We start from the raw sequence: 12,555 nt of genomic DNA, 5'->3' as shown, positions 1-12,555 counted from the left end.
TCCAAATCAAGCTGATGCTTTGAATGAATACATCCATTACACCCGAACCTCCTTGATCACCAATGAATCTTGTTTTTGATAGAATTCCTTTGGTGACAAATCTAGTATACTAGAATGCATACGTCTCTCGTTGTAGAACTCCATAAAATTCATGACTTCTTGATATGCTTCTGTGTAGGTTTCAAACTGCCATCTGGATAGGCAATCGTCCTCAAAAATGCGATGGAAAGACTCAATATGAGCATTCATATTTGGTGTTCTTGGTGGAATTCTTTCGTGCTCAATTTTGGAATCTTCACAAAACTTTTCAAAAGTATGGGAAATAAACTGCGGTCCATTGTCTGTTCGGATTACAGGTTTTTCCAATTCATCATATTGTTGGCGTTTTAATAATGCCCTTTTCAGTGTCTGTTTGACATCATCTCCAGTGCAGCTTAATCCCATATGATAGGTAATGATGCCCCTGTCATAAACATCGATGATGGACATGACAAAGAAAAAGCGATCCTCACCTTCGATAAAGCCATATTTAATGTCAGCTTCCCATAGCTGATTAGATCTTGTAATAATGCGATTTCTTGCTAGTTTCCTAGGGTATGAGACTTTCTTTTGGCGCTGTGGGCGTAAGATGCCCAATTCTTTACAAATCCGGTATACTTTTTTCTTGTTAATTTTAAGTTTGTATTTTCGCCTTAAGACCTTAGTGAGTTTGCGATAACCATAGTTATAGCAATCACCGGCAATCTCTTCTAGTAGAAATTCTTTAATCTGTTCGTCTGATATCTTTTGACCGTCCTCTTGGATCGAATAACCTGGTGCTGGACGTCCCTCACTTACTTTTTTCTCCTCAACACGATAATTCTTTTGATAATAGTATGTGGATCGAGGAATACCTATGATTTTAAGCACCTTTGAAATCGAGTAGCCTTTTTGAATCCATTTGTTAGCTACTTCATGCTTTTCAGCAAGTGAGGGTTTTTCTTTTTTATAAGATCCCTCAGGATCGCTATTTCAAGGTCTTTTTCACCTAATAACATTTTAAGTTTTTCATTTTCTTTGGATAATTCTTTGGAGTCTATATCTGGCAGCACAGCCACATCTACTTCACCAAATTTACCATCTTTGTATTCACGAACCCAGCGACTAACCATATTGGGATTCAGATCATACCGGCGAGCTACAAGGGTATTCTTCCCTGTGTCTTGGGCTTCCTTGATGACTTGTAATTTAAATTCTTTAGAATGTTTTATTCGTTTCATGATGTCAGCCTCCTTGGTACATTAAGCAGTATAATAAATATTACTCTTATTGTCCAAGTTCATTTTGGGGCTTATGAGTTATGAGGTAGATATAGAAGAAGGAGAAGGTGGACACGGTGGAGGCGATCCAGTGCTGCTTCGGGATATATTTGGAGAGCTAATCGAGGATCGATTTAATCGGGCAGCTACTCATATTGATGGAGTAAAGTCCATTTTAACGGGAATCGCAGGGAATATTTCTATTAAGACAGGAAGACCTGTGAAGTTAGATTCGTTAGTGAAATTTTAGTAACGGGAAGGTATAAATGATGAGTGGATTTGCAAATAGTCTTTAAATTTGAAAGGTCTTGTATTTGGAATAGTCGGACCTACTTTCTCAGTACGATGAGCTGACATATGTATAGTTATGTGAAAAGTCGATAGATTCGAATAGTAATGACTTTTCTTGTTATTATTCTTGTGTGAAAAGATTAAAGACGATATAATAAAAGTATCTTACAAAGAAAAGAGGTGGGAAGGATGTTAAGTTCAACTGTTTTAGTGCAAGGTTATGTGATGGAAAGCCTTTATATTAACCGTGCAAAATTTGCGATGGTAGTTGTTAACGGGATAAGTATGCCCTTTTTTAAACAACTAAATAGCAAACTAAAACAGTGAAAACATCTCTTACCCACATCTATATGGACGGTTAAAGGAGTGCATTTTCATGCGCTCCTTTTTAAATGGCTTAAATGAAGGGAATAGTCATTTTTTATAGAAGGAAGTCGCGTATGCTTATGCAAACGCATCTTTCTAATTGTACATTTAGAGGTATTTATATTTGATGAAAAGGTGAATGAACTTTTTCTAAAAAATAATGTGCCATGGAGAACTTGTTTTCCATGGCTTTTTTGTGTAGACAAAACTGTCCATTACAGACGGAGGGGAAAAGAGATAATCATAATAAAAGGAGCGGTAATATGATTATTTGCAGTGTAAATAATATAGGGAAAATGTATGGAGGAAGTTCCATCTTTGAAGATATTTCGTTTGAGATTAAAGAAAAGGAGAAAATTGGATTGGTTGGTAGAAATGGAAGTGGTAAAACAACATTATTTCGCCTTATAGCAGGAAGGGAAGCTCCTGATTTAGGACAAATTCATTGGAAAAAAGGACTGAAAATTGGATATCTGGAGCAAATACCTGACTTTGAGCAATCATTAAAGGTTAAGGAAGTTTTAAAAAGGGCCTTTTCAAGTCTCGTTACTTTAGAGGAAAAGATGAAGCAGTTCGAACAAGAAATGGCAAGAGACAATACCCCAGAGCAATTACAGCTATTAATAGATGAGTATGGTAAATTGCAGGAATTTTTTACGAATGCTGGAGGATATGAAATAGATGCAAAGATTGAAAAGATTGTTAACGGCTTAACTATCCAGCATTTAGTTACAAAAAAGTATGGAGCATTGAGTGGCGGAGAAAAAACAAAGATTGGTCTAGCGATGATTCTTCTTAAGGAACCTGATTTTCTTTTACTGGATGAGCCAACAAATCATTTGGATTTAATGGCAGTAGAGTGGCTTGGGAAATATCTTAAGGAATATGATGGTACAATTTTAGTCGTTTCCCATGATCGCTATTTTTTAGATGAAGTTATCGGGAAAGTCATTGATTTAGAAGATGGGGAAGTAACTACCTATTATTCTAATTTCACCAATTATACGAAGGAAAAGGAAGAAAGACTCTTAAAAGAATTTCAGGCATATGAGGAACAGCAAAAGAAAATCAAAAAAATGAGGGAAGCAATTAAACGCCTTCGCGAGTGGGCAAATCGGGCAAACCCACCTAATGAAGGACTTCATAAACGTGCGAGAAATATGGAGCGTGCGATAGAGAGAATGGAGAAGTTATCTCGTCCTATTCTTAATAGGAAAAAAATGAATTTTGAAATGGAAGCAAGTGAGCGAAGCGGAAAGGATGTTATTCAGCTTCGCAATGTATCCAAAAGCTTCGGAGAACAACTCTTATTTAATGATGTGCATATGCGGATTAGCTATAGAGATAGAGCTGCAATCATTGGAGAAAATGGTACTGGAAAATCAACCTTATTAAAGATGATTCTTCAACAGCTGGAAGCAGATGAAGGAGAGATTAGGATAGGAAGTAATGTGAAAATTGGTTATCTTTCTCAGCATGTATTGGCAGAAATGGAAGGAGAAACAGTGATTGAAGCATTTCGCAATGAAGTGCAGGTGACAGAGGGAGCGGCGAGGCATATCTTGGCACAATTTCTATTTTACGGACATTCCGTTTTCAAAAAAGTCTCCAATTTAAGTGGTGGAGAGAGAATGAGGCTTCGTTTGGCACAGCTTATGCATCAAGAGATAAATCTGTTGATCCTCGATGAGCCAACGAATCATTTAGATATTGATTCTCGTGAAGTATTAGAAGAGGCACTAGAGGATTTTGATGGTACAATACTTGCTGTTTCCCATGACCGTTATTTTCTAAATAAGCTTTTTCAAAAGATTTATTGGATTGAATCCCAAGGCCTACACTATTTTGAAGGGAATTATACGTATGCCCGAGAAAAGTCTAAGGAAAGGCAACGGATAAAGGGGAAAGTAATCACTACTGCAAAATCAAAAAAGGAAATGCCGGTGGTTTCGAAAGACCAAAAGAGAGAAGTAACATTTAAGCAAACCTATTGGGAAAAAGAGTTAGATGTATTAGAAAAACAGATAACAGAATTAGAAACAAGAATGAAAAAGGAGTCAGAATGGGGTAAATTGGAGCAGTTATTTTCTGAGAAGGAAGAGCTCGAGAGAAAGTGGGAGGAACTATATGGACGAATAAATGAAAAGTAAAAAGAAGTTGGGACATAACTAAATAGATATGCTGTAAAGACGAACAATCTCTAATTTAGCTAGTAAATGTGGCTGCTTTTGCACACTTTTTACAAGAGGAAATATGATTAGTTGGTTAAACGGAGCAGCCGGAATACACGAAGACTCCTGTGGGATTAGCGAGACAGTCTGAGACCCCGGAGGCGAAGCTGAGGAGGCTCAGCGCGAGCCCCATGGAAAGCGAAGTGTATTCCGGCTGCGGGTAATCGCACTAAACTTCATGGGAACATCCTTTAAAAAAACAAATAAAAAACCAAACAATTATACGGAACTTTCATTAGTAGCTTCGTATAATTGTTCGGATTTATCCTTGGCTGGAATACTTATGTCCCAGCCCCTTTTATTTCATTATGATACACAACGTTTGCGTATATAACCTTTGTCTTTATGATAGAGGGCTAGTGCGATAATTAAGATGAAGGCAGATACCCATATGGCTTTATTGCCAAATTGTGTTGTAGTAAATGTGCCTAATAGTGCTCCAAATAAAAAAGAGCCGATAATAATGGAAAACTCTTTAAATTGAATCTTTGCTTCTTGACTTTGCTTTGTAAATGCAGCATAAGCAGCTTGAGTAGCAGTCCGTAAATTTCCAGTAGTCATGGTCGAATTATACGCCCATTTATCAAGCTTATTAAAGGTAGATATTTGTAATGATGACACAAAAGATATGCTAGTTGTAACAATAATATTCGGTACAGATGTTGGCAAGAAGCCGACAATAATTAAGACAATACACTCTAGAATAAGGATGGAACGTCGGTAGCTATGCAAGATTTCCCTAATGGAAGGAATTTTTACAATTTCTGAAACTAAAACTCCTAATATAAAAGCAATGAGTGGAGGAATAAAGATAAGCGATTCCTTCCATTCACCAGTTGCCGCATTGACCGCGAATAACACGATATTCCCTGTTTGTGCATTAGCGAATACCCCGTCTCTGCTTATAAATGTATATGCATCTAAAAAACCGCCAACCATCCCTAATAAAGCTGCTAAGAATACGGAGTTGGAAGATAAAGAAGGGATCGGTTTAATTTTATCAATCATATATATTACTCTCCTTGCAGGATAATTCTTTCCTGAATAAGTGCTAGGAAAACATAACTATCTTAACATAAATAACTTCATGATAATTTGAACAAAAACCGAATTTTTAAATTAGCTGTTAGAATAGCTTTTCCTCTTTTTTCTACTAATAGTGAAGTTTCCTTAAGGAAACTTCTTTTCAGAATAACGAAATATCTCCATTCCATTAATTAAATTTACAAAAAGATAGTGTGGATTTTACATTAGTCAGTTATTTTTATATAGTACCTTGCTTCTATTAAAGGGGTAATAGAGCAGAAGAAACAAAAAGGAATACAGAAACTCTTGATAAAAAAAAAGAAGAATCTTTGCCTAACAACAAAGATACGGTAAAACAGTCAGAGCTTGGAAAAGGAAATCTATTGTCAAATACTGCGACAATGACTTACAATTTAATCATAGCAGGATTGTTATTGTTCAATATAGGAATTATGGCTTTTTATACAAATAATAGAAGAAAGGCATAAGATAATATGAAGTGGACTAAATGGTTATCTCTTCTACTTATAGTAGGAGGAGTGCTTTTTATTGGTTATGGTGTTTGGAATATCATGGACACAAAAGCACAAACGGAAAATTCTTTATCAGAAGCTAAGGCGGCCATAAACAACAAGGAAAATGAAAAATGGGTGGATAAAGAAAGTGAACGATTTGTACCACCCATTGGCGATGCAGTAGGACTATTAGAAATTGAGAAGATCGATGGAGTGTTACCAATTGTAGAAGGTACCGACCCAGATGATCTTGAAAAAGGAGTCGGCCATTATAAAGGCAGTTTCTATCCCGATGAAAATGGACAAATTGTCTTATCCGGTCATCGAGATACGGTCTTTAGGAGAGCAGGAGAATTAGAAATCGGGGACGAGCTGAAAATTATTTTACCTTATGGTGAATTCTCTTATCAAATCACTTCGACTAAAATAGTAGAAGCAGATGACCGATCGATAATTACATTAGATGATTCAAAAGAAGAACTTATACTAACGACATGTTATCCTTTCCGATTTGTAGGAAATGCTCCACAGCGTTATATTATTTATGCAAAAAGAATGTAAAGAGCTAAAAATAAAGATCGATTATTGTAAAAATCAACTGAAATGTCACAAATAGTATTTATTGGTGCATCACTCATTATTAGTGATGTACCTTTTTTTATATCGCGAACTATCTTTGTAACCTTTCGAATAATAATCAGTGTTGCTAAATATTAAAAAAATGTAAAGATGGAAATTTATATAATGAAAATCGTAATAGTAATAACCAAGGTAAATAACTTTATTTAATTTTTTGTTTTTAATAGGAAGGGGAGAAGTTGGATGGCATGGTTACTTTTACTTGCGGTTATTATTATTTGGTTTATTCTATTTTTACGCAAAAAACTCATCTTTAAATTTAGTGTATCTCCTAAAGTATTAGAGATAAAGCCACTTAAAGGATTAAAAAAATTAAATGATAATCTAGAACGCTCCCTTACAAGAAGTTACATGGAAAATGTAGAAGAGAGAGTAAGGAGAGAGAATAGATTAAAAGAAAATGAATATGAATGGCGTTTGCTTGATTTAAAACGTTATTTTGTTTTAACATCCGTTCTAAAAGAGTCACCAATGTTTAGTAAGAAAGTCGATGAATTATGGCATCAAATGCTCATGTTCACTCGTGAATACGATGATTTTTCCAGGAAATATCTTGGCACTACCCTACATCACAGCCCTAATGTCAAGGTAGAGTCTAATTCCGATTTGCGAGGATTCTTTGATTGGGTTTATGCAGAGCTTTTTCTTATACGAAGAGAGAATATCTATTTGTATAATGGTTTTTTCCGGCATCCTGTCCATCCAATTATTATTGAGGACTTTAAAAATTTATCAGAAGATGAACTGATTAACCTATATTTTAAAAGTGATACGAAATATCCAAATACGGTACTTGCACTTATCGCATCCATGAAAAAAACAGTAAAAAAGGTAAGAGATTATCAAAAAAGCGTTATCTATGACAGAATGAAAAAAAGCAAAAGCGAACAAAAATTCAACTCCATGCTAGTTCCTTTTTTGTCCGTTTCTTATTTTCATTATGAGGAATTTTCAAGTTATATGAGCAGGAGCAATGGTAATTCGTCAAGCTGCACAAGCTGTGGATCTGGATCAGTTTCCTCTTGTAATTCTTGTTCGTCCGATAACTCTTGCGCATCAGGTAGCTCCTGTTCTAGCTGTGGTGGGGGTTCTGATTAAAAAGGTAAAAGGGATAGAGAAAGCATATAGAAAATGCTTTTATCTATCCTTTTATTATATGAAAAAATATTATTCTAAATTAGCGTGCTTTCCATACATCTTATTGGAATCTAGTTCTTTTATGTCCATATATTTTAAGATCACACTATCCAAGACAATTAGGAGTAACTGCTCGAATAAGGAACCCATTGGTTGAATGCTTTTTGCTTCTTCCTTTCCTCTATCTTTTGGAGAACCAGGCAATTTAATAACTTGATCAGCTAATTTTCCAACAGTAGAATCAGGAGAAATAGTAAGAGCTGTAATCCTCCCACCGATGTTTTTTGCTTTTTCCACTATGGTAAGAATACTTCGTGTTTCTCCAGAACCTGTTCCTACGATAAGAAGATCGCCCTTTTCATAGGTTGCAGTAACCGTTTCTCCTACCACATAAGCGTCAATTCCCATATGCATCATTCGCATCGCAAATGCTTTAAGCATAAATCCAGAACGTCCAGCTCCATAGACGAAAACTTTTTTTGAATGAAGAATATGCTCAACTAGCATTTCTAAATCCTCATTTGCAATAAGTGATCCAGCTTGAGATATTTCGAGAATAACTTGGTCCAGATAATTGCTTGTTTTCATAGTCTTATCCTTGAGCAATTAGTTCTTTAAATTTAGAAGCAGCTTCACTTAGATTTTTTTGGCTAGTAATTCCTCCACCAACAATAACTAAATCAGGTTGTGCAGCAATAACTTCAGCTAATGTTTCTAATTTAATTCCACCAGCTACAGCAGTTTTTGCATTTTTTACAACGCTTTTAATTGCTTTTAAATCTTCAAAAGAGTTTTTGCCAACAGCTTGTAAATCATAGCCAGTATGAACGCAAATGTAATCAACACCGAATTCATCAAGTTGTTGCGCACGTGCTTTAATATCTTTAACAGCGATCATATCTACAAGAATTTCTTTGCCAAGTTTCTTTGCCTCTGCAACAGCGCCTTTAATGGATTCATCTTCTGCAGCAGCTAAAATTGTGACAATATCTGCACCAGCATTAACAGCTTGGCTTACTTCGTATCCAGCTGCATCCATAATTTTCAAGTCCGCTAAAATAGACACGTTAGGAAACGCTTCTTTTACTTGCTTTACAGCATGAAGTCCTTCGTTTATTACAACAGGAGTTCCAATTTCAACGATATCAACGTATTGTTCAACCTGTGAAACAACCTCAATTGCTTGTGGGATATTAACTAAATCTAATGCTAATTGTAATTTCATTTTGATTTGCTCCTTTTCTTTTTAAGTTTTGTATGGCACTTAGATGTTTTTGAAATATGGTTAATTTCTGTACAATCGTCATTATACGTTTTATAATCCTTTTAAGTAAGTACGCACTTTATTTTTATATAGTGTTAAAAAGTATACTTAGTATCTTTTGAAGGGGGTTTTTTGTTGGAACGAATGGCAGGCAAGGAATTTAATTGTGAGAAAGAACTGACCTTAAGCATAATAGGCGGAAAATGGAAAATGCTTATTCTCTGGCATTTGGGAAAGGAAGGAACAAAGCGATTTGGAGAATTGAAAGCTTTGATACCTGGGATAACACAACGTATGCTTGTGAATCAATTGCGCGAATTAGAAAATGATTATATTGTAAAAAGAGTTGTCTACCCTGTTGTCCCACCAAAAGTGGAATACTCCTTAACAAAGGAAGGGGAATCTCTCATGCCTATATTAGATGCTATGTATAGCTGGGGAAAAAACTATATGGATACAGTACTAGAGAATCCTCCTGTGATAAAGGAACTGTAATCATGGAAGAAACGATGAGGATGGGACATAACTAAATAGATACTCTGTAAAGACGAACAATTTCTAATATAGCTAGTAAATAGCGGCTGCTTTCGCATACTTTTTACAAGAGGAAATATAATTAGTTGGAAAAACAGAGCAGCCGGAATACACGAAGACTCCTATGGGATTAGCGAGACAGTCTGAGACCCTGCAGGCCACAGGCCGAAGCGGCTCAGCGCGAGCCCCATGGAAAGCGAAGTGTATTCCGGCTGCGGGGAATCGCACCAAACTTCATGGAAACATCCTTTGAAAAACAAATAAAAGCCCGAACAATTATACGGAACATTCATTAGCATCTTCGTATAATTGTTCGGAATTATCCTTGGCTGGAATACTTATGTCCCAGCCTCAATATTTAACCTTAGATTTCTTGTTCCTCAAGTTTAAGTATGAGTAAAATGTTTGTGGGAGAATAAATATCCTTTTTGTCTAGTTGGGGGACTCGTCCCCCAACTAGACAAAAAGGCCACCAAGCGAAAGCGCGGTAGCTGGAAAAAATTAAGTATTAAAAAAGAGAGCTTCCTTTTGTAAAGTAGAGTTTGACTAGAATACTACGAAAAGGAGAGGCTCTCATGAATCAATGTAACACAAAAATGCCATCATTAAAAGAATTGGAAAAAACTTTATTTCGAACACTACAAATGACCTTTCAAGAAATCCTTGTTCAAACATTAGAAAATTGGGATCTAGAGATTGCTCAGCAACGAGACAAAAGAAGATTTGCTTTACGAGATAAACGAGAAATACGAGTAGATACAGCGTTTGGAGCAGTGGAGCTGAAGCGTAATTATTATTTCGATCGTGTAACCAAAAAATATATTTGTCTGTTAGATCATTATTTACAGTTTCAAGGGAATAAAGGGTTTAGTCCACTATTAGAAGAATGGGGGCTAGAATTAGCGACAAATGGTTCCTCCTATCGAAAGGCGGTGGAAACGTTCGAACAATTTTTAGGCTATTCGGCGATGAGCCACGAAGCATTACGGCAACATCTTCTTCATACAAGCGTACTTCCCGCTAAGGAAAAACGTCCTTTTCAAAAGGTGTTGTTTGTCGAAGTAGATGGATTATATGTGAAGAGTCAAGAAAAGAAAAAGCGTGGATGGGAGTTGAAATTCGCCGCTGTACATGAGGGATGGAAAGAAAACGGAAAGCGAGTCAGGCTCCGAAATAAAAGGCATTTTCTCTATGAAGAAAAAGAACCCTTTTGGGAAGCTTTTGAAACATTCTTACAGAATCATTATGCGTATGATCCAACCCAAACCTTGCTTATTATTAATGGCGATGGAGCAGGCTGGATAACGGCATGTCGGGAGTATTTTCGGGAACGCGCCTTTTTCACCATGGACCGTTTTCATGTCGCTCGTTCGATGAAGCAACTAATGAAGAGCCATCCTCGATACCGCTACATGAAAAGAGCGTTAAAAAACTACCAGGTAGAAACATTACTTCTAGAGTTGAATAGCGCAGTAGGAACAATGGATACACCAGAAGAAGAAGAAAAACTAGCGCATTTCCTCGGCTTTTTAACGCATCATCAGGAAACCATAAAAGATTACCGTAGTTGGTTACAGGAGAAAGGCGTGGACACGACAGCGTATCGTCCAATGGGAAGTGCAGAAGCAATGATGAATCAATTAGCCAAACGATTAAAAAATGGAAGAGCATGGAGCAAAAAAGGCGTCATGAGCATGGCACGTTTGTGGATTGGGTTGAAGGATGATCTATCTATCCAAACGATATATGGAAAATGGGAAAAAGCCACGGAAAAATCAAAGAAAGAGCATCGACCGAAAAGAAAAATACCCACAAAATTAGTAACAGAAACCGTGCGTCAGAACATGCCATACTTAAATCAAGCGATTGGAAAACCCGTTCACTTTGCCTTACAGGGATTAAAAGGTTTTTAAAAAATGAGAGAATCAACAGTTGGAAGAACAAAACCAATTGGAAAGCGGATACAAACTTAGAGGTTTTACTTTATAAAAAAGGGAGCTAAAAAAACTCCCACAAAAACTTGACTCAATCCAAGTTTAATTTATTATTGATATTAACTTTTTCCTATGGTATATTCTACATATGTTAGTGCAATCGTTTGCATGAAAAGGTGTATAAATATATAATTTTTTTGATAGTAAATGATAGCGTTTACCATAATAGTGCTAAAAATGATGGAGGTGCAAATATGGTAGTAACCATTAAAGATGTTGGTAAATTAGCAAATGTTTCTCCCTCCACAGTTTCAAGAGTACTTGCAAATCATCCTAAAATTAGTGATGAAACAAAGCGCAAAGTTCGAGAAGCAATGGAGGAACTAGGATATCATCCGAACCTACAAGCAAGAAGTTTAGTTGTAAAGAGCACGAAAACCATTGGTATTGTTATGCCACATTCAACGGAAAGAGTGTTAGAAAACCCGTTCTTTCCAGAAGTACTAAGAGGAATTAGTCTAGAGGCAAGAAAAAGCAAGTTTGGGATTTATTTGACAACTGGGGCATCTGAAGAGGAAATACTGCAAGAAGTAGTCGAGATGGTACAGGGAAAAAGAGTAGATGGAATTATTCTTTTATATAGTAAAACCAATGATCAGATTATGGATTATCTGTTACACAATAAATTTCCGTTTACGGTCATAGGTAGACCGTATCAAAATGCTGAAAGAATTACATTTGTTGACAATGATAATGTGTTTATTACAAAACAAATTACCGAGCATTTAATCCAATTAGGCCACAAAGAAATTGCTTTTATTGGCGCAAATATGGAAATGGTTTTTACAATTGACCGTTTGAAAGGTTTTAAACAAGCATTGAAGGAAAATGGAATTGCCTATCAAAAGGAACTGATTATTTATGACAAGGAGCTAGCTGGCCGAACAAAAGAAAAGCTTACTGAGATATTGAATTTAGAGAATCGGCCGACAGCACTTGTTGTCTCTGACGATTTTATAGCTATAAAGTTAATTAGCTATGCCGAGGAACTATCTATATCTATTCCAGAAAATTTGTCCATAGTAGCGTTTAATAATATTTCAACAGGGAAGTATATGAAGCCATCGTTGACAAGTGTTGATATTAATATTTTTCAGCTTGGTGTCGAAGCTACAAAATGCTTACTAGATGATATAAAGTATCCAAATTCGGTAACGAAGCGAATTACAGTGCCGGCGAAAATGGTGGAAAGAAACTCTTGTTGTAAAGCGGCGGAGTAATACAAGCCTTAAAGTGGTAATAAAACAGAAACTAGATATA

Annotated in this window: 12 protein-coding genes and 1 pseudogene; 8 read left to right on the top strand and 5 right to left on the bottom strand. The window is 36.1% G+C overall.

The features are described from left to right. Positions 1 to 36 precede the first annotated feature (36 nt). Positions 37 to 936 carry an IS3 family transposase gene (locus HHU08_RS18945; RefSeq protein ID WP_040344397.1) on the bottom strand — a complete coding sequence of 300 codons (900 nt, stop codon included), beginning with the start codon at positions 934 to 936 and terminating at the stop codon, positions 37 to 39. An 11-nt stretch (positions 937 to 947) separates the two neighbouring features. Continuing rightward, entirely contained in the window at positions 948 to 1,259 is a 312-nt protein-coding gene (locus HHU08_RS26005; protein WP_016205489.1) for a transposase, read from the bottom strand. 79 nt (positions 1,260 to 1,338) lie between these two features. Here HHU08_RS26005 and HHU08_RS18940 point away from each other — a divergent pair. The 3 genes and pseudogenes from HHU08_RS18940 to abc-f all read left to right on the top strand — a co-directional run. Continuing rightward, positions 1,339 to 1,548: pseudogene (locus HHU08_RS18940) on the top strand (gfo/Idh/MocA family oxidoreductase); the annotation flags it as partial. Between the two features lie 230 nt (positions 1,549 to 1,778). Then, positions 1,779 to 1,916, top strand: a complete 138-nt coding sequence (locus HHU08_RS18935; RefSeq protein ID WP_169189040.1) for an RAxF-45 family protein — start codon at positions 1,779 to 1,781, stop codon at positions 1,914 to 1,916. A gap of 302 nt (positions 1,917 to 2,218) precedes the next feature. Further along, the gene (gene abc-f / locus HHU08_RS18930; RefSeq protein WP_169189039.1) at positions 2,219 to 4,105 is read left to right on the top strand and encodes a ribosomal protection-like ABC-F family protein; all 1,887 of its coding nucleotides are present in this window, start codon (positions 2,219 to 2,221) and stop codon (positions 4,103 to 4,105) included. Positions 4,106 to 4,492: 387 nt separating this feature from the next. On the opposite strand, the gene HHU08_RS18925 is transcribed toward abc-f, so the two are convergent. Beyond that, complete coding sequence (locus HHU08_RS18925; protein ID WP_016202477.1) at positions 4,493 to 5,194, bottom strand: YoaK family protein; 702 nt, start codon at positions 5,192 to 5,194, stop codon at positions 4,493 to 4,495. Between the two features lie 512 nt (positions 5,195 to 5,706). On the opposite strand from HHU08_RS18925, the gene HHU08_RS18920 reads away from it, so the two are divergent. Together HHU08_RS18920 and HHU08_RS18915 are read left to right on the top strand one after the other, a co-directional pair. Next, positions 5,707 to 6,288: a class D sortase gene (locus tag HHU08_RS18920; RefSeq protein ID WP_040343070.1), complete on the top strand. Its 582-nt coding sequence runs from the start codon at positions 5,707 to 5,709 to the stop codon at positions 6,286 to 6,288. Between the two features lie 261 nt (positions 6,289 to 6,549). Next, positions 6,550 to 7,464, top strand: a complete 915-nt coding sequence (locus HHU08_RS18915) for a glycine-rich domain-containing protein (RefSeq protein WP_169189038.1) — start codon at positions 6,550 to 6,552, stop codon at positions 7,462 to 7,464. A 69-nt stretch (positions 7,465 to 7,533) separates the two neighbouring features. Here HHU08_RS18915 and hxlB read toward each other — a convergent pair whose 3' ends face one another. Continuing rightward, positions 7,534 to 8,091, bottom strand: a complete 558-nt coding sequence (gene hxlB / locus HHU08_RS18910) for a 6-phospho-3-hexuloisomerase (RefSeq protein WP_101729240.1) — start codon at positions 8,089 to 8,091, stop codon at positions 7,534 to 7,536. A gap of 4 nt (positions 8,092 to 8,095) precedes the next feature. Next, a complete protein-coding gene (gene hxlA, locus HHU08_RS18905; RefSeq protein WP_101729239.1) occupies positions 8,096 to 8,728 on the bottom strand; it encodes a 3-hexulose-6-phosphate synthase in 633 nt (210 codons plus the stop codon). A 174-nt stretch (positions 8,729 to 8,902) separates the two neighbouring features. Here hxlA and HHU08_RS18900 point away from each other — a divergent pair, with 174 nt between their 5' ends. The 3 genes from HHU08_RS18900 to HHU08_RS18890 all read left to right on the top strand — a co-directional run bounded on the left by HHU08_RS18900 (position 8,903) and on the right by HHU08_RS18890 (position 12,515). After that, a complete protein-coding gene (locus tag HHU08_RS18900; RefSeq protein ID WP_016202472.1) occupies positions 8,903 to 9,262 on the top strand; it encodes a winged helix-turn-helix transcriptional regulator in 360 nt (119 codons plus the stop codon). A gap of 614 nt (positions 9,263 to 9,876) precedes the next feature. Next, positions 9,877 to 11,214: an ISLre2 family transposase gene (locus tag HHU08_RS18895; protein WP_100525934.1), complete on the top strand. Its 1,338-nt coding sequence runs from the start codon at positions 9,877 to 9,879 to the stop codon at positions 11,212 to 11,214. A 275-nt stretch (positions 11,215 to 11,489) separates the two neighbouring features. Further along, on the top strand, positions 11,490 to 12,515 hold the full coding sequence (locus tag HHU08_RS18890; RefSeq protein WP_101729238.1) for a LacI family DNA-binding transcriptional regulator: 1,026 nt from the start codon (positions 11,490 to 11,492) through the stop codon (positions 12,513 to 12,515). The last annotated feature ends 40 nt before the right edge of the window (positions 12,516 to 12,555 follow it).

The sequence above is a fragment of the Niallia alba genome (assembly GCF_012933555.1).
Taxonomy (GTDB): Bacteria; Bacillota; Bacilli; order Bacillales; family Cytobacillaceae; genus Niallia; species Niallia alba.
This window is presented reverse-complemented; position numbering and strand designations above follow the sequence as displayed.

Coding starts and splice junctions, on each gene's coding strand:
- HHU08_RS18890 (WP_101729238.1), top strand. CDS start 11,490: ATGGTAGTAACCATTAAAGATGTTGGTAAATTAGCAAATGTTTCTCCC.
- HHU08_RS26005 (WP_016205489.1), bottom strand. CDS start 1,259: ATGAAACGAATAAAACATTCTAAAGAATTTAAATTACAAGTCATCAAG.
- HHU08_RS18915 (WP_169189038.1), top strand. CDS start 6,550: ATGGCATGGTTACTTTTACTTGCGGTTATTATTATTTGGTTTATTCTA.
- HHU08_RS18920 (WP_040343070.1), top strand. CDS start 5,707: ATGAAGTGGACTAAATGGTTATCTCTTCTACTTATAGTAGGAGGAGTG.
- abc-f (WP_169189039.1), top strand. CDS start 2,219: ATGATTATTTGCAGTGTAAATAATATAGGGAAAATGTATGGAGGAAGT.
- HHU08_RS18925 (WP_016202477.1), bottom strand. CDS start 5,194: ATGATTGATAAAATTAAACCGATCCCTTCTTTATCTTCCAACTCCGTA.
- HHU08_RS18895 (WP_100525934.1), top strand. CDS start 9,877: ATGAATCAATGTAACACAAAAATGCCATCATTAAAAGAATTGGAAAAA.
- hxlA (WP_101729239.1), bottom strand. CDS start 8,728: ATGAAATTACAATTAGCATTAGATTTAGTTAATATCCCACAAGCAATT.
- HHU08_RS18935 (WP_169189040.1), top strand. CDS start 1,779: ATGTTAAGTTCAACTGTTTTAGTGCAAGGTTATGTGATGGAAAGCCTT.
- hxlB (WP_101729240.1), bottom strand. CDS start 8,091: ATGAAAACAAGCAATTATCTGGACCAAGTTATTCTCGAAATATCTCAA.